This window comes from gamma proteobacterium symbiont of Axiagastus rosmarus (genome assembly GCF_059730925.1).
The window spans coordinates 199,943-220,726 of the sequence record NZ_AP035925.1 but is presented as its reverse complement, the minus strand read 5'-3'; the positions used below and the strand labels follow the sequence as shown (position 1 = coordinate 220,726).

Sequence of the window (20,784 nt, the reverse complement as noted above, 5' to 3'; positions counted from 1 at the left end):
TCAGCCCTGACGCTGCGGCGCTTTGTGCACCATGGTGTAGGCGTAGTCGACGCCCATGCCGTAGGCACCGCTGTGCTCACGCACCAGATCCATCACTGCATCGTAGGTCTCTTTGCGTGACCAGTCGCGCTGGTACTCCAGCAGCACCTGCTGCCAGGTCACCGGCACCGCACCCGCCTGCACCATGCGCTGCACGGAACGTTCGTGCGCATCAACACTGGTGCCGCCGGAGGTATCGGTCACCACATACACTTCGTAACCGGCTTTCAGCGCCATCAGAGCCGGGAAAGTCAGGCACACTTCGGTCCACAGCGCCGAGATGATCAGTTTTTTGCGGCCGGTTTTCTCTACCGCCTCGACAAATTTCGCGTCTTCCCAGGAGTTCATGGAGGTACGCTCAATCGGCTTCGATTCCGGGTGCACCGCCAGCAGTTCTGGCCAGATGTAGCCGCTGAAGCTTTCCGTTTCTACCGAGGTGTAAATCACCGGCACGTCGAAAATTTTCCCCGCTTTCGCCAGGGCGACGGTGTTATTTTTGAGCTGCTGGCGGTCAATATTGGCGACACCAAACGCCATCTGTGGCTGGTGGTCGATGAAGATCAGGGTTGAGTTCTGTGGGTCAAGCAGGTCGAGTTTAGACATGATAGTTTCCTCTAAAGTGGTTTTAAATTTGTGTGTTGTGCTGCTGGAATAAACTTTAGAGAAAGCGCGGACAAAGAGATAACGCAAAGAATTTTACAACTTGTTCAAAGCGTTTTTAGAAGATTGATTTAAATGGATTAATTCACTCAAACGCAGCATTTTTGCTGGTAAAACAGCGGCTCACCGGCGTTGATTCTGCGCCTGCGACGGGCGTAATCTGTGGCGACAAAATCATAAAAAACACCATCGCAAAATGATCGTACGTCCTCATCAACACTGGTTTCTCCGGTTGTTTGACTGGCACGGCTCAGTGCTGTCTCGCATTGCGTTCCGCCTGTCGCTTAACCTGCTGATGTCAGTGATCGCCATTCTGGGTTATCCCTGGTATTCCACGCTCGGCATTCACCTGACCACCGCACCGTTCAGCCTGATTGGCGTGTCGATCGCCATCTTTCTTGGCTTTCGCAATAACGCCAGCTACGCGCGCTTTATTGAGGCGCGCACGCTGTGGGGCAATATGCACATCACTCAGCGCTCGCTGCTGCGCCAGGTGAAAACGCTGCGCGGACTGCGTGTGGAACAGGTGCAGGAGTTTATTGGGCTGCAACTGGCATTTAGCTGGAGCCTGAAACACCGGCTGCGTAAAACCGATGCGCAAGCCGATCTGCAGCGGCTGTTGCCGCCCGCATGGCACGCCGCGGTGCTCGGCCATCCGATGCCGACCTCGCAAATCATGTTATGCATGGGCGAATGGCTGGCGCAGCGGCGTGATGAGGGATTAGTGACGGATATCGTCTGGCAGAGTATTGATGACAACCTTAACCATTTGTCGGCGTATCTGGGTGGCTGCGACCGGCTGGCCAGCACACCGATTCCCTTCGCCTACAGCCTGATTCTGCACCGCACGGTGTATCTGTTCTGCACCCTGCTGCCGTTTGCGCTGGTGGCGGATTTGCACCTGATGACGCCGCTGGTGTCGGTGTTTATTTCGTATACCTTTTTGTCGCTGGAGTCGCTGGCGGAGGAGCTGGAAGATCCGTTCGGCACCGCGCCCAATCATCTGCCGCTGGACGCGCTGTGCGTGAATATCGAACGCAATCTGAAAGCGATGAACAACGATTTCCCGCTGCCGGCAGCGAGCCAGCCGGACCGGTATTTTAATCTGACGTGAACCAGGTGCGCATGAATGCGCACCCTACAAAACAGCGCATCATGCTGCTGCAAGGGCGCCATTCATGGCGACCAAAAAACGGTGACCTGGCGAGCATCCAGGTGCGCATGAATGCGCCCCCTACAAAATAGCGCATCATACTGCTGCAGGGGCGCCATTCATGGCGACCCAAAAAACGGTGACCTGGCGAATATCCAGGTGCGCATGAATGCGCACCCTATAAAACAGCGCGTCACGCTGCTGTAGGGTCGCCATTCATGGCGACCGCAGCCCATCACACCTTATCCCAGCTTATCCAGCCAGCGGACATACGCCTGGTCCCACAGCGCGGCGGGGGTGCCGGCTTTACCGAGGCCAAAGCCGTGGCCGCCGCTGCTCAGTTCAATCAGCTCAACCGGCACGCGCATACGGCGGCAGGCGTCGCGCATCAGCTCGGTGTTATGAGGGTTGGAGGTATGATCGTCCTCCGCCTGCGCCAGAAAGGTTGGCGGGTAGGCGCGGGTGACGTAATTTTGCACTGACCAGTTGGCTTCCTGGGTCGGCGTGGCGTCATTGCCCACGATCATCTGGTGAGTACGGGTGTGCTGATACGGCGCTTCAAGGGTGATAACCGGGTAAATCAGCCCGACGCTGTCTGCGGTTGGCCGGATGTCATCCAGCGAATCCTGCGGTGAATAGGTGACGAAGTCAGGCCGCGCTGCCGCCATGCCGAGCAGATGGCCGCCGGCCGAAAAGCCCAGCAGGTGCACCTTGTTTTCCATCGCGCGCACCATGCGAATCGCGCGCTGCGCATCCTGCAGCGGCGCCAGTCTGCCGGCCTGCCACTTTTCACCCGGCAGACGATAGCTCAGCACGTAGGCGGTATACCCGTTGGCATTAAGCCAGCGCGCGACCGGCCAGGCTTCGCGCCCCATGCCGATAAAACGGTAGCCACCACCAGCCGCAACGATCACCGCTTCGCCGTTGGGATTCTCCGGACGAAAGCGCTGAATGGCGGGAGAGACGATATTGGTCCACGAACCGTTAGCGCTGACTTTCAGTAAGCCAGACGGACCGCCGCCGCCCGGTGGGTCGTCCGGCCAGAGCGGAATAATGTCATCCCGGGCAAACAGTTTGCCCGCCGTCATGGAGAGTACGGTTGCTCCGCTAGCCAACAGAAAACGACGCCGTGTAATCATCTTGCCCAGTAGCCGGTATGGAAAATGCGCCAGCCCGAAGGCGGCGTCTCATTATGTGATGCAGGTCCTGTTTCAATCTGGCGATAATGTACGCATTTCGTACAAAAAAGCCATAAAAAAACGCGCCAGAAAAGGCGCGTATTCACGAAGAGAAGGGAAAATTAATCCTGCTGCTGGAATTGAGTCATCACCGTCTGCTCACACTGCTGCTGATCGTGGCGCAGCTTCGCCCGCTCTTCTTCGCCCAGCTCCAGCCAGCCGTTGACCACTTCCTGCGCGGTTTCCTCGTTGAAGGAAGGCTTGTTCATGGCCGACGGTGACTGGCTGGCCGCCAGCTGTGACTTCATTTTCTCAGTGTAGCTCTGCATGTCACCGGTTTTCTGCTCCCCGCTAACAATGTGGCACAGCTGGCTGGCATAGATATTCTCCTGCGCGTCGGCATCCGTATCATCCGCCAGCGCGCTGGCAGACAGCGACAGCCCTACCAGGGCGATAAGCAATGCTTTCATAATAAGCTCCCGTTATTTCCAGAAAATCACGTTTCGTCTTGCTGCGCGCGTGCCGCTTGCCGGGCAGCACGCCAGTTCAGTAGCGGCGTCACCGTGATGCCGTGCAGCACAATGCTGCATACTACCAGCGTCAGCGCCATGTCCATCATCTGTTCCGCCTGCGGGCCCTGCAGGCCGTGCACCCAGGCATAAGCAATATAATTGATACTGCCGATGCCGCGAATCCCCAGCCAGCCAATCAGCATCCGCCGCATAAACGGCATTTCGCAGCGCCAGGTGGTCAGCCATACCGCCAGCGGCCGCACCACCACAAACAGCAGCAGCGCCAGGCCGATGCCGGTGAGATTCCAGTGATGCGCCAGCGTGATGCCCAGCACCACCATCATCGCTGCCGCCAGCAGGCGTTCGATAGTATCACCAAACGACAACGCATCGCCGACCACCAGGCCGACCGATTTTACCGGGCTGCCGCCCTGCTGCTTCAGACGCTGGTTAGGATTGACCAGCACCTCTGCCGGCAGGTAGCGCTTCTCTTCCGGTAAATCTTCCAGTGGAAAGCGTTTAGTCACGCGCAGCTCGGCGCGACGTAAGCCGACGCCTGCTGCAAAAGTAGCGAGGAAGCCAGACGCATCCACCGACTGCGCCGCCGCGTAGCTCAGGGCGATCAGCGCCAGCGCGAGGAAATCATTGGGCGCCACGTCGTGATGCGCGCTGCGCAGATGGGTCGCCAGCTGGCCGATCAGCCGGCCGAGCAGGTAACCAATCGCCAGCCCGCCGCCAATCGCCCACACCACATCGCGCGCTGCCCAGCCACCCAGCAGCTCCAGACTGAAGGCGCCCGGATGCATCAGCAGCAGCGCCAGCATCAGCAGCGGCAGCGCCGAACCGTCGTTCATGCCGGCCTCGCTGGAGAGCGCCACGCGCAGCGCATCGTCATCGCGCGCATCGTTAACGGAGATCAGGCTGGCAAGCACCGGGTCGGTCGGGGCAACAATGGCACCAAACGCCAGCGACAGCGGCCAGCCAAAGCCGGTAATCCAGTGAATCAGGCAGGCCATGCCGCCGACGGTCAGCAACATCGCCGGGAATGCCAGCCGCAGCCCGACGCGCCACGCGTGCGCGCTCATCGGCAGACGCAGCTTGAGCCCGGTGATAAACAGCGAGGCGGCCATGGTGATTTCGGTGATATGGGCGGCGAGCTCGGCGTGGCCGATAATGTCGATTTGCAGCAGATTAAGCATCCACGGGCCGCACAGAATGCCCGCGAACAGGTAGAGACCAAACGACGTCACCGGCCCCCGGTGAATCCAGCCGGAAGCCAGTGACATCAAAAGTAGCAGACCGCCAGTGAGGGCGGTCCAGGCCAGGAAGTTCATAACGCTCCGTTTTTAAATAACATTCTCCTTTAAGCCTGGCACAGGATCGTGAATTAGTTTTGCAGATGGCGGCTGGCGAGGCGAATCAGCAGCGCAAGCACAGCGGCAGCCGTCGCAAGGCTGACCACGCCATTCCAGCCGAAATGGGCCAGCGCCAGGCTGCCGAGCGCCGCGCCGGTCGCCATACCGATAAACACCACGGTGAACATCAGCGCATTGAGGCGGCTGCGCGCTTCCGGCGCCAGGCTGTAGACCAGCGTCTGATGCGCCACCAGCGTGGCCTGCACGCCAAGGTCAAAGCCGATGGTGCTGAGGATAATCAGGCCAAGCTGGGCCGGCACCGACAGCACCGGCAGCAGGAACATCAGGGCAAACGACACCATCACCAGCGTGGCGCCATACTGGGTGACACGCGCCGGGCCGATGCGGTCGGCAAAACTGCCCGCCAGCGGCGCGGCCAGCGCCCCGGCGGCACCGGCCAGACCGAAGGCCCCTGCCACGGCGCTGTCGAGATGGAAGCGATCGCTCAGCATCAGCGCCAGGGTAGACCAGAAGGCGCTAAAACTTACCGACAGCAGGCCCTGCGCCAGCGCCGCGCGGCGCAGCGTCTGGTGATGCTGCCACAGATGCGCCAGCGACAGCAGCAGACGCGGATAGCTCACCGTGGTGCCCGGCGTAAAGCGCGGCAGCGCGCGCCACAGCGCCAGACTGCTCAGCAGCACCGCCGCCGCCGCCATCATGTACATGGTGCGCCAGCCCAGATACTCCGCCACCACGCCGCTCACCACGCGCGACAGCAGAATGCCGACCAGCAGCCCGGTCATCACCGTGCCGACGGTTTTGCCACGGCTGCGCTCCGGTGCCAGCGCCGCCGACGCCGGCACTATGTCCTGCGCCACGGTAGCGGTTAATCCGGTAACAAAGCTGGCGATCAGCAACGCATTGATGCCGCCGGAAAAGCCGCACAGCAGCAGCGCGGCGACCAGCAGCAAGCCTTTAACCAGAATGATGGTGCGGCGATCGTGGCGGTCACCGAGTGGGGCCAGCAGCAGAATCCCCAGCGCGTAACCGGCCTGGGTCAGCATCGGTACCATACCAACGCTGCCGATGCCCACATTGAACTGCTTGCTGATGATATCCAGCATCGGCTGGCTGTAGTAAATCGATGCCACGCTGAGACCGGCACCGGCCGCCAGCGTAAACACCAGCGGCGCCGGCAACTTTTCAGCAGGCATGGCAGAAGATTGAGACATGGCAGACATAATGGTTTTCCCCCGTGATGATGCGCTTATTAAAGCGCGTTGCGGCCATACGCGGTAGACTGCTATGACACAGAACTGTTATGCATGGGACGTATGAGCACACTCACCAGCGTTGACCGCATCGAACTGATGCAGACGTTTATCCGCATTGTTGAAAGCGGCTCGCTATCGGCGGCCGCGGCGCAGCTCGGCACCACCCAGCCCACCGTGAGTCGCCGTCTGCAGGCGCTGGAACAGCGGCTCGGCCTGAAACTGATTTTACGCACCACCCATGCGCTGAAACTCACCGACGACGGGGAACGCTGCTATGCCCAGGCGCGGCAGCTGGTGGCGACCTGGCACGCGCTGGAAGATGAGTTAACCGGCGCGAATGACGACCCGATCGGCACGCTGCGCGTGCGTGCGCCGCATGCGTTTGGTCAGGATCAGTTGATTGCACCGCTGATGGATTATCTGCAGCGCTATCCGCGCCTGGCAGTGGAGTGGATGCTCAATGACCGCACGCCGGACTTTGTCAGTGAAAACGTTGACTGCGCCATTCAGGTCGGCGCGCCCACCGATCCGTCGGTGGTGGCGGTGCTGCTGGCGGAAGTGCCGCGCTTTGTCGTCGCGGCACCGGCGCTGCTGGCGGCTCATGCGCCGGTGAAAGAGGTTACCCAGCTGACGCAGCTGCCGTGGCTGGCGCTGACCAGTTTTTATCGTAATGAAATTGCGCTGCAGCGTCTCAGCGACGGCCAGCCGATCAACCTGGCGATTGCCCCGCGCCTCGCCAGCGATAGCCTGTACGCGGTGCGCAAAGCCGCGCTGGCGGGCATGGGCGCCGCGATTGTGTCGTCATGGGTGGTGCAGGAGGATTTAGCCAGCGGCGCGCTGGTGCAGCTGGTGCCGGACTGGCAGGCGCCGCCGCTACCGGTGTGGCTGACCTACCCGTGGGCCAGTTATTATCCGGCCCGCCTGCAGCATTTTTTCGCGATGATCAGGGACGTGATGCCGCAGCTGACCGGCACGCAGCCGGTGCGGTAAGGGGCCAGGTCGCCATTCGGGTTTTTGTAGGGTGCGCATTCATGCGCACCTGGTACGACTGGTCAGGTCGCCATGAATGGCGACCCTACGGGGCACTGCAGGGTTTTTACAGGGTGCGCATTGATGCGCACCTGGTGCAATCGGTCAGCTCGTGCGTGAAGGTCACGATTTCTTTTCAACCTTCGACATATTATCCAGCCAGCCCATCACAAAGGCCGACAGCACGAAGGTCAGGTGGATGATCACGTACCACATCAGCTTTTCATTGGCGACGTTGCGCGCGTCCATAAAAATACGCAGCAGGTGAATCGATGAGATCGCCACAATCGAAGCCGCCACTTTGTTTTTCAGCGAGCCGGAATCCATCTTGCCGAGCCAGCTCAGCTTCTCTTTGCTTTCATCGATATCCAGCTTGGAGACAAAGTTCTCATAGCCGGACAGCATCACCATGACCAGCAGGCCACCAACCAGCGTCATGTCCACCAGCGACAGCAGCAGCAGAATCAGATCGTTTTCCGCGATGCTGAGAATGTTGGGCAGCAGGTGAAAAATTTCCTGAAAAAATTTAACCGTCAGCGCCAGCAGCCCCAGCGAAAGTCCAATGTAAACCGGTGCCAGCAGCCAGCGCGATGCATACATCAGGTTTTCGGTAAAACGTTCCATAAGTTCCCATTTATCAACAGACAAGCCATCGAGTATAACCGAACTTATGTGAAGTTATTTCAGTGCTTCTTCAGAAATTTCAGGCGCGGCCGGCAGCGGCAGCGACAGGCGAAACACCGCCCCGCCCTGCGGCCGGTTTTCCGCCCAGATGCGTCCGCGATGTGACTCAATAATGGTTTTGCTGATGGCCAGCCCCAGCCCGACGCCCGGCACGGCCGACTCCTTGTCGCCGCGGGCAAACTTGTCAAAAATGCGCGTCAGATTCTCCGGCGCAATGCCCGGTCCGTTATCCCAGACAGCGATCTCCAGCCAGGTTTTATCGCGCCAGGCACGAATGCCGTGCTGCGCGGCATTGCCGGCATACTTCAGGCTGTTTTCGATCAGGTTAGTAAACACCCGCTCCAGCATCGCGCTGTCGCCTTTGATCAGCACCAGCTCCGGCGGCAAATCCAGCGTGAAGTCGTGCCCTTTCAGCGACGGTCCCATGCTGCTTAGCGCGCCGCCAATCACCTCATCCAGCGCCACCCACTCTTCGCGCAGATTCAGCCCGCCGGACTGAATGCGCGCCATATCCAGCATGTTACTCACCAGCCGGATGGTGCTCAGCGTCTGTTCGCGGATCTGATTGGCCTGGCCGACGTATTTCGACTGCTCGCTGGCGAGGTCCAGCATCAGCATCTCGGCCTGGCCAAACAGCACCGTCAGCGGCGTGCGCAGGTCGTGCGACAGCGCCGACAGCAGCGCATTACGCAGCTGTTCACGCTCGGCGGCCAGCCGTGACGCGGCTTCGCTGTGTGACAGCGCCATGCGTTCCAGCGCGTTGGCAATCAGCACCGTAAAGGTCTCCACCAGCCGCTGCTGTTCGGGAATCATCAGCTGGCGCAGGTTGTCCGGCTCAACCACCAGCAGGCCGCGGCAGTGCGCCCCGCTTTTCAGCGGCAGAATCTGGTACGGCACCGCCGGTAACGTATCGGTGCCGGCACCGGCCGGTTGCCCTTTGCTGTAGCTCCATTTGGCGATGCCGAGGTCGGGCGGCGTCCCGATGGTGCTTTCACCCGCCGACTGCAGCTCACCCTGTTCGTCGGGCAGCAGCAGCTGGCTGCGCGCCTGCAGCGTCACCTCAATGACGCGCTGGCTGGTAGCAGCGATATCCTGCGGCGTCAGCGCGCTGCCAAGCGATTTCGCCATCTCATACAGATGGCGCGCGCGCTGTTCACGGTAGCGCGCCACCCGCGCCTGATAGCGCACGCCGGCGGTGAGATTGCCGACAATCACCCCGACCGCCAGCATCACCGCAAAGGTCACCAGATATTGCAGATCCGATACCGCCACCGTGCCGGTGGGGGCCACAAACACCAGGTCGAAGGCCAGAATATTGATTACCGTGGCGAACACCGACGGCCAGCGGCCAAAGCGCAGCGCCACCAGCACCACCGCCAGCAGATAGATCATCACCGCGTTGGCGGTATCAAACTCCACCAGCCACCAGCGGCCAATTAGCGTCACCAGCACGCACAGCGCGATCGCCATCAGACACCCGCGCAGGTGCAGCCGCCATTTCTCGCCGCTGGCACGCTGGCCGCTCAGGGCCGCTGGCACATCGCGCACCGGCTCATCCAGCGCCACCACCAGCAGGTCAAGCTCCGGCCCCAGCTCGCCGAGACGCTGGGCAAAGCTGTCGCGTCGCCAGCGCCGCTGCGGCTGGCGGCCGGTGACGATTTTGCCGAGATTGTGCTCGCGCGCATAGCGCAGCACCGCGCGCGCCTCGTCCGGATCGGACAGCGTGGCGGTCTCCGCGCCCAGCTCCTGCGCCAGCTGCAGCGTGCGCAGAATCGCGCGCCTCTGCGCTTCCGGCAGTCGGTTGAGGCGCGGCGTTTCCACATACACCGCATGCCACTCGCTGCCGAGACGGGCAGCAAGACGGGCGGCGGTGCGTACCAGCTTTTCACTGCCGGTGTCGTCACCGATGCACAGCAGAATCGCGTCGCGCGTGTGCCACACTTTGTCGCGCCCCTGCTGATCGCGCCAGGCGCGCATCTGATCGTCTACCCGGTCGGCCGTGCGACGCAGCGCCAGTTCACGCAGCGCGAACAGGTTGCCTTTGCGGAAGAAATTTTCGATGGCGCGCTCGGCGCGGTCGCCGACGTACACTTTGCCCTCTTTCAGCCGCTGACGCAGATCGTCCGGCGGCAGATCCACCAGCACCACTTCGTCGGCGCTGTCGAAAAAGGGATCGGGTACGGTTTCGCGCACCTGAATGCCGGTGACGCCGCCCACCACGTCATTCAGGCTCTCCAGATGCTGCACGTTGACGGTGGTAATCACGTCGATACCGGCATCCAGCAGTTCTTCAATGTCCTGCCAGCGCTTGGGATGGCGCGAGCCCTGTACGTTGGTGTGCGCCAGTTCATCCATCAGGATCACCGCCGGATGGCGCGCCAGCGCGGCGTCGAGGTCGAATTCCGCATGGCGCGACCGACCAGTGGCGCGCCGCGCCAGCACCGCCAGTCCCTCCAGCAGCGCGGCGGTCTCTTCACGGCCGTGAGTTTCGACCACGCCAGCCAGCACGTCCAGCCCCTGCGCACGCAGGCGCTGCGCCTCCTGCAGCATGGCGTAGGTTTTCCCTACGCCCGCGCAGGCGCCGAAGTAGATTTTCAGTTTACCGCGATGGCTGTCGCTGTGATTGAGCAGCAGGGCATCGGGATCGGGGCGCGGTAATTCGTCGTTCATGCGAGGTCCATTTTTATCGCGTGCACCAATGTGGCATTGCGCAATAAATTGCGCCGCTACGGTATGTGCACATTTTTGTAGCGGCGCGATTCTTCGCGCGATTTGAAACTATCCCTGCAAATCATCCAGCGCCATATTCAGCCGCAGCACGTTCACCGTTTCTTCGCCGATAAACGGCAGCAGCGGGCGCTCGGTGTTGCGCGCAATCAGCGCCTCGACGTCTTTCAGCGTCATGTTGCGCGCTGCCGCAACGCGCGGTGCCTGCCACAGCGCGGCTTCAGGGGAGATATCCGGATCTAGGCCGCTGCCTGAAGCGGTTACCAGCTCCACCGGCACCGCTGCCGGCGCCTGCGGATTGGCAGCACGCAGCGCAGCCACCCGCTCCGCCACCGCTTTATCCAGCGCCGGATTACTGGCGGCAAGGTTGCTGCCGCCTGATGCCTGCGCGTTGTACGGCATGTCGCTGGTGGCCGATGGACGGCCCCAGAAGTGGCCCGGCTGGCTGAACGCCTGACCGATCTGCTCTGAGCCGCGCACCGCGCCGTCGCGCTCAATCAGCGAACCGTTGGCCTGCGACGGAAACCACCACTGCGCCAGGCCGGTGGTCAGCAGCGGATAGACCGCGCCGGTCAGCAGGGTAAGCAGCACTAACAATACTATAGCCGGACGTAACTGACTCATTTCTCTTCTCCTTACACCAGGCCCGACAGCGTCAGCAGCAGGTCGATCGCTTTAATGCCAATAAACGGCACCACTAAACCGCCTACGCCATAAATCCACAGATTGCGGCGCAGCAGCGCCGCCGCGCTCATCGGCCGATAGCTCACGCCTTTCAGCGCCAGCGGAATCAAAAACACAATCACCAGCGCGTTGAAGATCACCGCCGACAGAATCGCCGAGGCCGGTGAATGCAGCGCCATCACGTTCAGCATATTGAGCTGCGGATAGGTCACGGCAAACGCCGCCGGGATGATGGCGAAGTATTTCGCCACATCGTTGGCGATACTGAAGGTGGTAAGCGAACCGCGCGTCATCAGCATCTGTTTGCCGATGTGCACCACTTCCAGCAGTTTGGTCGGGTTGGAGTCAAGATCGACCATGTTGCCCGCCTCTTTCGCCGCCTGGGTACCGGAGTTCATCGCCACCGCCACGTCAGCCTGCGCCAGCGCGGGCGCATCGTTGGTGCCGTCGCCGGTCATCGCCACCAGGCGCCCTTCCGCCTGATACTGGCGAATCAGCGCCAGCTTGGCTTCCGGTGTCGCTTCCGACAGGAAGTCATCGACACCGGCTTCCGCCGCAATCGCCGCGGCGGTTAACGGGTTATCACCGGTGATCATCACCGTTTTGATGCCCATCTTGCGCAGCTCGGCGAAACGTTCCTTGATGCCGCCTTTAACGATGTCCTTTAACGCCACCACGCCCAGCACCTGCGCGCCTTCGGCCACCACCAGCGGCGTACCGCCGGCGCGCGCCACCTCTTCCACCCGGGCATTAACCTCAGCCGGGAAGCTGCCGTGGCTGGCTTCGATATGACGGCGTACCGCGTCGACCGCGCCTTTACGGATCAGGCGATCCTGTACGTTGACGCCGCTCATGCGCGTCTGCGCGGAAAACGGGATAAAGCTGGCGCCCATGCTGCTGAGATCGCGTTCGCGCAGGTTAAATTTCTGCTTCGCCAGCACCACGATGCTGCGCCCTTCAGGCGTCTCATCGGCCAGCGATGCCAGCTGCGCCGCGTCGGCCAGCTGCTGCTCGCTGACGCCCGGCGCAGGCAGGAACTGCGTCGCCTGGCGGTTACCGAGCGTGATGGTGCCGGTTTTGTCCAGCATCAGCACATCGACGTCGCCGGCAGCCTCCACGGCGCGCCCGCTGGTGGCGATCACATTGGCCCCCAGCATACGGCTCATGCCTGCCACACCAATCGCCGACAGCAGTCCGCCGATGGTGGTGGGAATCAGGCACACCAGCAGCGCCACCAGCACCGTCACGCTGACCGGCGTGCCGCCCCAGGCGGAAAACGGCCACAGCGTGGCGGTCGCCAGCAGGAACACAATGGTCAGCGACACCAGCAGAATGGTCAGGGCAATTTCGTTGGGTGTTTTGCGGCGTTTAGCGCCTTCCACCATGGCGATCATGCGGTCGAGGAAAGTTTCGCCCGGATTGACGCTGCACTGAATCACCAGCCAGTCCGACAGAATGCGCGTCCCGCCGGTTACCGAGGCAAAATCCCCGCCGGATTCACGAATCACCGGTGCCGATTCGCCGGTAATGGCGCTCTCATCGACCGATGCGCCGCCCTCCAGCACTTCACCGTCGCACGGGATGATGTCCCCGGCTTCCACCAGCACCACATCGCCTTTGCGCAGCGTATCGGCCGCCACCGGCCGCCACTGCGCACCGTGAAACGGTTCCGCCAGTTTCTTCGCATCGCTGTGCTTGTTCACCCCTTTCAGGCTGTTGGCCTGCGCCTTGCTGCGCCCTTCCGCCAGTGCTTCGGCGAAGTTAGCGAACAGCACGGTAAACCACAGCCAGATAGCGACCGCCGCGGTAAAGCCGGCGCTGCCGTTCAGCTGCCCCGCCGCCATACCGATGGCCAGCAGCGAGGTGAGCACGCTGCCGATCCACACCAGAAACATCACCGGGTTGCGAAACTGTACGCGCGGATCGAGTTTTTTCACCGCATCCAGCATCGCGGTGCGCGTCAGCGCCGCATCAAACAGCGCCAGTTGTTGACGACTCATGATTCCGTTATCCCTGAATAAGTTGCAGATGTTCCGCCACCGGGCCAAGCGCCAGCGCGGGAACGAAGGTCAGCGCACCCACTAGCAGCACGGTGCCCACCAGCAGTGCGATAAACAGCGGGCCGTGAGTCGGCAGCGTGCCGTTGCCCACCGGCTGAATTTTCTTCGCCGCCAGCGAACCGGCAATGGCCAGCACCGGAATGATGATGCCGAAGCGGCCGACCAGCATGCAGAAGCCCAGCAGCAGGTTCCAGAACGGGGTGTTGGCGCTGAGACCGGCGAAGGCGCTGCCGTTGTTGTTGGCCGCCGACGACACCGCATACAGCACCTCGCTGAAGCCGTGAATGCCAGGGTTGGCCATACCGGCGCGTCCGGCTTCGGTCATCATCGCCAGCGCAGTACCCAGCAGCACCAGCGTCGGTGTCACCAGAATCGCCAGCGCGGTCATTTTCATCTCCCACACGTCGATCTTTTTGCCCATGTACTCCGGCGTACGGCCAATCATCAGACCGGCGATAAACACCCCGAGCAGCACGAACAGCAGCATGCCGTACAAGCCGGCACCGACGCCGCCAAACACCACTTCGCCCAGCTGCATCAGCCACATCGGCACCATGCCGCCCAGCGCAGTGAAGGAGTCATGCATGGCGTTTACCGCACCGCATGACGCCGCGGTGGTGATCACCGCAAACAGGCTGGAGTTGAGAATGCCGAAGCGTGTCTCCTTGCCTTCCATGTTGATCGCGCTATCGGCGCCCAGGGTCAGAAAGTGCGGATTGCCGCGCAGCTCAGCCCACATCACCGCGACCACCGCCAGCACAAACATGATGCTCATGGCCCACAGCAGCATATGGCCCTGACGGCGATCGCCCAGCTGCTGACCAAAGGCAAAGCACAGCGCGGCCGGGATCAGGAAGATGCTCAGCATCTGCACAAAGTTGGTCAGTGCCGTAGGGTTTTCGAACGGATGCGCCGAGTTGGCGTTGAAGAAACCGCCACCGTTGGTGCCGAGCATTTTGATCGCTTCCTGCGAGGCTACCGGCCCGAGCGGCAGCGTTTGCTGCGCGCCTTCCAGCGTGGTGAAGGCATGATAGGGTTCAAAGTTCTGAATGCTGCCCTGGCTGACAAAAAACAGCGCCATCAGCAGGCTAATCGGCAGCAGCACGTAGACGGTGATACGCGTCAGGTCGCGCCAGGCGTTACCGAGCGTTTCCAGCGAACGGTTGGCAAAACCGCGCATCAGCGCAAACGCCACCGCAATACCGGTTGCCGCCGAAAGGAAGTTTTGCACCGTTAAGCCCGCCATCTGGCTGAAGTAACTCAGCGTGCTCTCGCCTGCGTACGCCTGCCAGTTGGTGTTGGTGACAAAGCTGATCGCCGTATTGAGCGCCAGATCCCAGCTCAGGCCAGGCAGATGCTGAGGATTGAGCGGCAGCGCGCCCTGCCCCATCAGCATCGCCAGCAGCAGCACAAAGCCGAGCGCGTTAAACAGCAGGATGGCCAGCAGATAGTGCGGCCAGCGCATCGCCGCGCCGTCAACGCCGGCCAGACGCCACAGCACGCGTTCGCTGCGCGCCAGCAGGGGTTTATCCGCCACCATCAGCGCCAGCAAGCGGCCCAGCGGCTGCGCCAGCGCCATCAGCACCAGCAGATAGCACGCAATCAGTAAAAACGCATTCGCCGCCATCAGAATGCCTCCGCATTAAGCAGGGCATAAATCAGGTAGCCCAGTAATAAAAATACCAGCACGATGCCGGCTATCACGCCCACACTCACAGCAACCTCCAGAGGATTTGGTAGTGCAGCAAGCATGCGCGGCGCGGCATAAAGAAGGGGTAAAAAGGCGCAGAGCGGGCGTAAAGAAAGTATAAAAACGCGGGCAGATCAGGCGCTTTCCAGCGCCCAGATGCGATTCAGGTCAACGTTGTGCCACAAGCCGCTGTCCTCAGCGCCGGTGATGGTATCGGTGCAGAAGCTGTCGCCGAGGTCCAGCGCTTCCGGTTTGACCTCGCGCTGCGAATGCAGCGACCAGAACACATGCACTTTGGGCTTCAGCAGCGATTTTTCTCCGGCCTGCACCACCAGCGCCACGCGCCCGGAGGCCAGCCGTACCAGCGAGCCCACCGGATAAATACCGATGGTGCGCACAAACGCGTGCAGCAGCGCACTGTCAAAGTGGCCGCGCCAGCTCAGCATATTGTGCATCGCCTCAGCCGGCGTCCAGCCTTTGCGATACGGGCGATCGGAGGTCACCGCGTCGTAGACGTCACACACCGCCGCCATGCGTGCGTACAGCGAGATCTCTTCGCCCTGCAGCCGATGTGGATAGCCGCTGCCATCGAATTTTTCATGGTGATGCAGCGCAATATCCAGCAAATCTTCATCCGCATGGGCTTCCATCAGCATTTGCGCACCGACGATTGGATGCTGGCGCATAATCGTAAACTCTTCGTCGGTGAGCTTATCCGGCTTGTTGAGGATGGTCAGCGGCACCGCGGCTTTACCGACGTCATGCAGCAATCCGCCCATGCCCACACGTCGCAGCTGCTGCTCATCCAGCCCCATTTTCTTGCCCAGCGAAATCATCAGACCGCACACCGCCATGGAGTGCAGGTAAGTGTAATCATCATGATTTTTCAGCCGCGCCACGCTGAGCAGCGCGGTTGGCTCGCGGGTAATCGATCCGGCAATTTCATCGACCAGCTCAAGGGTAAAGGCAAGATCGAGGCCCTGCCCCATGCGCGCTTCGTTGAACATCGCCAGCACCTGCGGCTTGCCCTGGTTGAAGATGCACTGCGCCTGATCCATCTCGCGGAAAAACGGCGTCTGCGGAATGTCTTTTTTCGGCTGCGGCGTGGCAGGCGCGCGCACCGACCGCTCGGGATCGATCCATACCTGCTGGATCCCCTCGTTACGGATCAGGGCGATCTGACGCTTATCGGTGATCAGCATCTGGTTGCGAATGCGTTTGTCCTTGATCCACCAGACCTCAAGCTTGTGGATAAACATGCCTGGCCGCAGCTCGTCAACGGTAATCAGCTTTATCACGATATCGCTCCTTAATATCAGTGGATGGTAAGGAGTGATATCGGCAGCTGAGCAAAAAATCTTCAGGGCGGCGTGACTGGTCGGGACAGGCAGGAACGTTTATGCATAGCGCAATAAATTGCGCCGCTACCGCGCAGTGCATTAAGCCACTTTAATGCCAGCCTTTTGCGCCCTTTTCTCTTCTGTTGCAGCGGCAGCGTTGTGCCGATCGCCTACGCGTTCAATCGGGCCCATCACCAGCAGGAACAGCAGTGCCGCGACGACACAGTGCGCACCGACGAACACCAGGCCAATGCTGTAGCTGCCGGTCAGGCCAACGATCACGCCAAACAACAGCGGCGTGATAAAGCCCGCCATGTTGCCGATGCCGTTGAAGATCGCGCCGGCGAGGCCAACCGCCTCTTTGGGTGCCGTATCGCTGACCACGGTCCAGGTGCCCGCGCCCGCCGCCACGCCTTTGCCGAAGAAGGCAAACGACATGATGGCGATAATGCCGGCGTTGGAAGGGATCACCGCCGCCAGAATCAGCGAGGCGGCCATCAGCATGCCAACGATGTACGGCGTTTTGCGCGCCCACGACAGGCTCCAGCCGCGCGCCAGCAGCTTATCTGAGATGTAGCCACCGCTGATGCCGCCCAGAAAGCCAAACAGCGCCGGTGCAATGGTGGCGAAACCGGCATCCAGAATGTTCATGCCGCGCGCCTGCACCAGATAGATCGGGAACCAGGTAATGAAGAAGTAGCTAAGCGCGATGGTGCAATACTGGCCGAGGTAGGCGCACCACAGCATGCGGTTGGTGAGCAATGTTTTGAACATCGCTTTGCTGACCGGCGGCCGTGCGCGCAGCGTGTGTGTGGCGTCGATATCCACCAGCGCGCCACCCTGTTCAATGTAATGCAACTCGCTGGCGGAAACGTGCGGATGCTGACGTGGGCTGCGCATATAGCCCGCCCAGACAAACACCGCCAGCACGCCGATGCCGCCGAGCACAAAGAATGGCCATTCCCAGCCATAACGCGACACCAGCCAGCCGGAGAGCGGTGAGAATATCGCCACGGCAAAGTATTGTGCCGAGGCAAACAGCGACGATGCGCGTCCGCGCTCTGCGCCCGGGAACCACATGATCACTGCGCGGGCGTTGGCAGGAAAGCTCGGCGCCTCAATCAGGCCCAGCGCGAAGCGCAGCGCAAACATCAGCGTCAGCGCCATGGTCATGCCACTGGAAAACTCACCGACAAATCCCATCAGCAGGGTCGAAACCGACCACAGCGCCAGCGTCACGCCGTAAACCTTTTTGGTGCCGAAGCGATCGAGAATCAATCCGCCGGGGATCTGGCCGATGACATACGCCCAGCTGAAGGCCGAAAGGATCAGGCCGAGCTGGATCGCCGACAGGCCAAACTCCTGCTTGATCGCCGAGCCGGAGATCGACAGGATCGAGCGATCGGCATAAGCGACCACTGACAGGAACAGAATCAGGCAAAGGATCCAGATACGCACATGGCTGTTCTGGCTGCGGTTTTTGCGTTGCAACATAGGCTGAATTCCTTGATGGAGGAGCATCCTGCCCCGAAGCGATGATGGTCAGGAATACCGCGCAGATTTCCCTGTTCAGCAACTATAGGAAGCCAGTGTTGCTCTGGTCATTGTGCGAATGAAGGAATCCGCGCGGCGAAACGGCGCGGGTTTTGGTCGCTGACACAAAGCCGGGTGCGGTAGCGCACAAAATCTTTAATCCGTGCTGGCTTTCGCGGCGGAATGTGCGCCAGCGCTGAGAAAAGAGTTTGCGCGATCACTATGAGCAGGCAAAGCATCCATGCGCGTCGGGCAAATTGTGCGCTGCACAGCAAATTACCACGCAGCAGATTGCCAGCTCTGCTGCCGGCTCGTAGGCTGAAAATGATTTCATTGAGCCATTTTCAACACCAATGAAAAATTTATTCTAATAAACAGCTTACTCTGGAGTCTGCGATGAAACCCCTCAAGGCGATACTGTTACTTGGCCTGCTGACCAGTTCAGCCTCCGCGCTGGCGGAGAAGATTGGCGTGTCGATGGCCTATTTTGACCAGAACTTCCTTACCATTATTCGTCATGCCATCGATAAAGAAGCCAAAGCGCGCGGACTGGATGCCCAGTTTGAAGATGCGCGCGGCGACGTCGGCCGCCAGACCGACCAGGTGCAGAGTTTTATCAGCGCCGGCGTGGATGCCATCATCGTCGATCCGGTGGATTCTGCCAGCACACCACAGCTGACCAGACTGGCGCAGCAGGCGAAAATTCCGCTGGTGTACGTCAACCGCACGCCAGGCGATAAAACCCTGCCGCCCGGCGTAGTGTTTGTCGGTTCGGACGAACGCGAATCCGGCACGCTGCAAATGGAGGCGCTGGCTAAGCTGGCGAATTATAAAGGTAACGTGGCGATCATGATCGGCAACCTGACCGATGCCGGCGCGCTGCAGCGCACCAAAGATGTCGAGCAGGTGGTGGCGAAATACCCAGGCATGAAAGTGGTACAGAAGCAGCCAGCAAATTATGCGCGCAACGAAGGCATGGACCTGATGCTCAACTGGATTGGCAACGGGGAAGCGATCGATATCGTCGCGGCCAATAACGATGAGATGGCGATTGGCGCGGCAATGGCGCTGGCAAAGAGCAATAAAAAGATTCTGGTGGGCGGCATCGACGCCACGCCGGACGGCCTGAAGGCTCTGGCGCAGGACAAGATGCAGGTGACGGTGTTTCAGGACGCCATCGGTCAGGGCAAAACCTCGGTAGACGTGGCGCAGAAGCTGATTAAAGGCGAGAAAGTGGCTTCACACGTGTGGATCCCGTTCGAGCTGGTGACCAAAGAGAATATGCAAAAATACGTCGAGCGCAGCCAGTAGCAGACGGACACTGCCGGGGCGCGATTATGGCGAGCTGAGTTGCCTGGTGCGCATGAATGCGCACCCTACAGGCTACCTGTAGGGTCGCTATTTATGGCGACCTGGTTCGTAGTGCAGATGGTGGGCCACTTCCAGCAGTCTTAGCTGAGCTGATCGGATTGTTCAGCCAGCGCTTTGCGTAGGTTTGTGCGTACCCTATGCAGAAAATCGACAGCAGTGGTGCCCCATAAATGAGGATCAAACTCGTCCTGAAAATACGCTTCGAATGTCGTTTCTGGATCCGAACTTTCACTCAAAAAAAGATCAATATCCGCCGCTAGCCCCTGCCAACTGGCGGGATGCTCGTTGCGTAAAAACGCATCAATTTTTGGCTCGATTTCATCACTATCATCGATAAGGTCATAGTCCTGACCAAAATATATCGTAATGAAACAGCCTAGCTCATTGAAATTTGAACGGTTCATGTCAGGCCTTAGGAAACGCAGTGAGAATAAAATAGAGTTTTCCATGCCACTGCTCAAAACGAAGCACCAGCCGAACCCTATAGCAGCGAATAACGTCCGGGGAACCACGACGAATCATGATACCTGTCTGAGTGGCAAAAATTCTCTCCAGCTCCATTTTGGCATTCATTCCGGGAGGGAGATGTTTTACCCACATTTCTATCTGGTGGCTATTGTCCCTGATTACCCGACTAATTAGCTGCTCCGCCTCATTCACTGTCCTGAAGCTACTGGTCGCGTAAAGAGAGGGCCTGCGTTCCAGCCTGGCAACTAACTCTTCAGCTGTTTTACCAATATGGCGTTCAAGCGTGTGTCCGCCAGTGCTGCCCGCCAGCGCTTCATGAACCGCCAGGTTGATGCGACCAGAGCGTACAGCAGCAACGCGCACCGTACGGGTAGCCTGTAAACGCCACAGGGGCGCCATTTATGGCGACCTGGGTTGCCTGGTGCGCATCAATGCGCACCCTACAGATATTCTGTGAGCACTGTAGGGGCGCCATTTATGGCGACCTGGTTACCGGGCGCCCCGGTTCCAGGCCGACGCAACCATCACTCGCGCAGTATCGCCATGACGATAATGTCGTGGTACTCGCCCTCGCGCAGGCAGGCTTTGCGCTTCACGCCTTCCTGCTCAAAGCCCAGGCGCTGATACAGACGCAGCGCGCGCTGGTTGTCGTGAAACACTTCCAGCTCAACGCGAATCACGCCCAGCCAGTTAAAGGCATAGTCGATACCCGTGCGGATCAGCCGCTCGCCGATGCCACGACCGCTAAACGCCGGATCGACGCCAATACCAAAACTGATGCTGTGACGCGTACGCGGCCGCTGTTCGGTAAACAGCGTCAGCTCGCCCACCATCTGCCCGTCGATTTCCGCCACAAAACTGATATAGCCTTCGCTGTCCATACGCTCGAATTTTTTCTGCCAGGTGGCGACGCTGGGAAACGGCAGCTGCGTGGTCCAGCGATACACCTCGGGATGACTGTATAAACGTCGATAGGCGGCGGCATCGCCCGGTTCGCGTCCGCGAATCTGCAAATCCATGTCGATAA

General features: G+C 60.3%; 19 protein-coding genes. 3 read left to right on the top strand and 16 right to left on the bottom strand.

The genetic code is table 11. The annotated features are described in order from the left end of the window. Entirely contained in the window at positions 1–642 is a 642-nt protein-coding gene (locus AC6I8F_RS01020) for a hydrolase (protein ID WP_021508093.1), read from the bottom strand. A 253-nt stretch (positions 643–895) separates the two neighbouring features. Here AC6I8F_RS01020 and AC6I8F_RS01015 point away from each other — a divergent pair, with 253 nt between their 5' ends. Next, positions 896–1,813 (top strand): bestrophin family protein, encoded by a 918-nt coding sequence (locus AC6I8F_RS01015; RefSeq protein ID WP_059012349.1) that lies wholly within the window; start codon positions 896–898, stop codon positions 1,811–1,813. A gap of 281 nt (positions 1,814–2,094) precedes the next feature. On the opposite strand, the gene AC6I8F_RS01010 is transcribed toward AC6I8F_RS01015, so the two are convergent. The 4 genes from AC6I8F_RS01010 to AC6I8F_RS00995 all read right to left on the bottom strand — a co-directional run bounded on the left by AC6I8F_RS01010 (position 2,095) and on the right by AC6I8F_RS00995 (position 6,138). Next, on the bottom strand, positions 2,095–2,991 hold the full coding sequence (locus AC6I8F_RS01010) for an alpha/beta hydrolase (protein WP_058759350.1): 897 nt from the start codon (positions 2,989–2,991) through the stop codon (positions 2,095–2,097). 161 nt (positions 2,992–3,152) lie between these two features. After that, a complete protein-coding gene (locus AC6I8F_RS01005) occupies positions 3,153–3,500 on the bottom strand; it encodes a hypothetical protein (protein WP_021507870.1) in 348 nt (115 codons plus the stop codon). Between the two features lie 26 nt (positions 3,501–3,526). Continuing rightward, on the bottom strand, positions 3,527–4,876 hold the full coding sequence (locus AC6I8F_RS01000) for a cation:proton antiporter (RefSeq protein WP_058770927.1): 1,350 nt from the start codon (positions 4,874–4,876) through the stop codon (positions 3,527–3,529). A 53-nt stretch (positions 4,877–4,929) separates the two neighbouring features. Further along, a complete protein-coding gene (locus tag AC6I8F_RS00995; RefSeq protein ID WP_059012527.1) occupies positions 4,930–6,138 on the bottom strand; it encodes an MFS transporter in 1,209 nt (402 codons plus the stop codon). Between the two features lie 93 nt (positions 6,139–6,231). Here AC6I8F_RS00995 and AC6I8F_RS00990 point away from each other — a divergent pair, with 93 nt between their 5' ends. Continuing rightward, the gene (locus AC6I8F_RS00990) at positions 6,232–7,161 is read left to right on the top strand and encodes a LysR family transcriptional regulator (protein ID WP_021507873.1); all 930 of its coding nucleotides are present in this window, start codon (positions 6,232–6,234) and stop codon (positions 7,159–7,161) included. A gap of 162 nt (positions 7,162–7,323) precedes the next feature. On the opposite strand, the gene AC6I8F_RS00985 is transcribed toward AC6I8F_RS00990, so the two are convergent. The 8 genes from AC6I8F_RS00985 to AC6I8F_RS00950 form a co-directional block, all read right to left on the bottom strand. Further along, positions 7,324–7,824, bottom strand: coding sequence for a TIGR00645 family protein (locus tag AC6I8F_RS00985; RefSeq protein ID WP_021507874.1), 501 nt, complete (start codon positions 7,822–7,824; stop codon positions 7,324–7,326). 54 nt (positions 7,825–7,878) lie between these two features. Continuing rightward, positions 7,879–10,554: a two-component system sensor histidine kinase KdpD gene (gene kdpD / locus AC6I8F_RS00980; protein ID WP_498028397.1), complete on the bottom strand. Its 2,676-nt coding sequence runs from the start codon at positions 10,552–10,554 to the stop codon at positions 7,879–7,881. Positions 10,555–10,662: 108 nt separating this feature from the next. After that, positions 10,663–11,235 carry a potassium-transporting ATPase subunit KdpC gene (gene kdpC / locus AC6I8F_RS00975; RefSeq protein ID WP_282954938.1) on the bottom strand — a complete coding sequence of 191 codons (573 nt, stop codon included), beginning with the start codon at positions 11,233–11,235 and terminating at the stop codon, positions 10,663–10,665. Between the two features lie 11 nt (positions 11,236–11,246). Continuing rightward, positions 11,247–13,295 carry a potassium-transporting ATPase subunit KdpB gene (gene kdpB / locus AC6I8F_RS00970; protein ID WP_021507877.1) on the bottom strand — a complete coding sequence of 683 codons (2,049 nt, stop codon included), beginning with the start codon at positions 13,293–13,295 and terminating at the stop codon, positions 11,247–11,249. 7 nt (positions 13,296–13,302) lie between these two features. Continuing rightward, positions 13,303–14,982: a potassium-transporting ATPase subunit KdpA gene (gene kdpA, locus AC6I8F_RS00965; RefSeq protein WP_104094188.1), complete on the bottom strand. Its 1,680-nt coding sequence runs from the start codon at positions 14,980–14,982 to the stop codon at positions 13,303–13,305. After that, positions 14,982–15,071, bottom strand: a complete 90-nt coding sequence (gene kdpF / locus AC6I8F_RS00960) for a K(+)-transporting ATPase subunit F (RefSeq protein ID WP_021507879.1) — start codon at positions 15,069–15,071, stop codon at positions 14,982–14,984. Before kdpF ends, kdpA begins: the two co-directional genes overlap by 1 nt. Before the next feature lie 108 nt (positions 15,072–15,179). Continuing rightward, on the bottom strand, positions 15,180–16,343 hold the full coding sequence (locus AC6I8F_RS00955; protein WP_021507880.1) for an HD-GYP domain-containing protein: 1,164 nt from the start codon (positions 16,341–16,343) through the stop codon (positions 15,180–15,182). Between the two features lie 141 nt (positions 16,344–16,484). Then, a complete protein-coding gene (locus AC6I8F_RS00950) occupies positions 16,485–17,879 on the bottom strand; it encodes an MFS transporter (RefSeq protein WP_058759356.1) in 1,395 nt (464 codons plus the stop codon). A gap of 435 nt (positions 17,880–18,314) precedes the next feature. On the opposite strand from AC6I8F_RS00950, the gene AC6I8F_RS00945 reads away from it, so the two are divergent. Next, on the top strand, positions 18,315–19,229 hold the full coding sequence (locus AC6I8F_RS00945) for a sugar ABC transporter substrate-binding protein (RefSeq protein ID WP_498028396.1): 915 nt from the start codon (positions 18,315–18,317) through the stop codon (positions 19,227–19,229). Between the two features lie 140 nt (positions 19,230–19,369). Here the strand turns inward: AC6I8F_RS00945 and AC6I8F_RS00940 are convergent, their stop codons facing one another. The 3 genes from AC6I8F_RS00940 to AC6I8F_RS00930 form a co-directional block, all read right to left on the bottom strand. Continuing rightward, positions 19,370–19,693 carry a contact-dependent growth inhibition system immunity protein gene (locus AC6I8F_RS00940; RefSeq protein WP_058759357.1) on the bottom strand — a complete coding sequence of 108 codons (324 nt, stop codon included), beginning with the start codon at positions 19,691–19,693 and terminating at the stop codon, positions 19,370–19,372. Position 19,694: 1 nt separating this feature from the next. Next, positions 19,695–20,156, bottom strand: a complete 462-nt coding sequence (locus AC6I8F_RS00935; protein WP_058759358.1) for an RNase A-like domain-containing protein — start codon at positions 20,154–20,156, stop codon at positions 19,695–19,697. A gap of 125 nt (positions 20,157–20,281) precedes the next feature. Beyond that, the gene (locus AC6I8F_RS00930) at positions 20,282–20,776 is read right to left on the bottom strand and encodes a GNAT family N-acetyltransferase (protein ID WP_498028395.1); all 495 of its coding nucleotides are present in this window, start codon (positions 20,774–20,776) and stop codon (positions 20,282–20,284) included. Positions 20,777–20,784: the final 8 nt, after the last annotated feature.

Bases quoted from the DNA above. Each gene is read 5' to 3' on its own strand.
- kdpD (WP_498028397.1), bottom strand. From the start codon at position 10,554: ATGAACGACGAATTACCGCGCCCCGATCCCGATGCCCTGCTGCTCAAT.
- AC6I8F_RS01020 (WP_021508093.1), bottom strand. From the start codon at position 642: ATGTCTAAACTCGACCTGCTTGACCCACAGAACTCAACCCTGATCTTC.
- AC6I8F_RS00930 (WP_498028395.1), bottom strand. From the start codon at position 20,776: ATGGATTTGCAGATTCGCGGACGCGAACCGGGCGATGCCGCCGCCTAT.
- AC6I8F_RS01000 (WP_058770927.1), bottom strand. From the start codon at position 4,876: ATGAACTTCCTGGCCTGGACCGCCCTCACTGGCGGTCTGCTACTTTTG.
- AC6I8F_RS00935 (WP_058759358.1), bottom strand. From the start codon at position 20,156: ATGGCGCCCCTGTGGCGTTTACAGGCTACCCGTACGGTGCGCGTTGCT.
- kdpA (WP_104094188.1), bottom strand. From the start codon at position 14,982: ATGGCGGCGAATGCGTTTTTACTGATTGCGTGCTATCTGCTGGTGCTG.
- AC6I8F_RS00950 (WP_058759356.1), bottom strand. From the start codon at position 17,879: ATGTTGCAACGCAAAAACCGCAGCCAGAACAGCCATGTGCGTATCTGG.
- kdpB (WP_021507877.1), bottom strand. From the start codon at position 13,295: ATGAGTCGTCAACAACTGGCGCTGTTTGATGCGGCGCTGACGCGCACC.
- AC6I8F_RS01015 (WP_059012349.1), top strand. From the start codon at position 896: ATGATCGTACGTCCTCATCAACACTGGTTTCTCCGGTTGTTTGACTGG.
- kdpC (WP_282954938.1), bottom strand. From the start codon at position 11,235: ATGAGTCAGTTACGTCCGGCTATAGTATTGTTAGTGCTGCTTACCCTG.
- AC6I8F_RS00940 (WP_058759357.1), bottom strand. From the start codon at position 19,693: ATGAACCGTTCAAATTTCAATGAGCTAGGCTGTTTCATTACGATATAT.
- AC6I8F_RS00985 (WP_021507874.1), bottom strand. From the start codon at position 7,824: ATGGAACGTTTTACCGAAAACCTGATGTATGCATCGCGCTGGCTGCTG.
- AC6I8F_RS00990 (WP_021507873.1), top strand. From the start codon at position 6,232: ATGAGCACACTCACCAGCGTTGACCGCATCGAACTGATGCAGACGTTT.
- AC6I8F_RS00995 (WP_059012527.1), bottom strand. From the start codon at position 6,138: ATGTCTGCCATGTCTCAATCTTCTGCCATGCCTGCTGAAAAGTTGCCG.
- AC6I8F_RS00945 (WP_498028396.1), top strand. From the start codon at position 18,315: ATGAAACCCCTCAAGGCGATACTGTTACTTGGCCTGCTGACCAGTTCA.
- AC6I8F_RS01005 (WP_021507870.1), bottom strand. From the start codon at position 3,500: ATGAAAGCATTGCTTATCGCCCTGGTAGGGCTGTCGCTGTCTGCCAGC.
- AC6I8F_RS01010 (WP_058759350.1), bottom strand. From the start codon at position 2,991: ATGATTACACGGCGTCGTTTTCTGTTGGCTAGCGGAGCAACCGTACTC.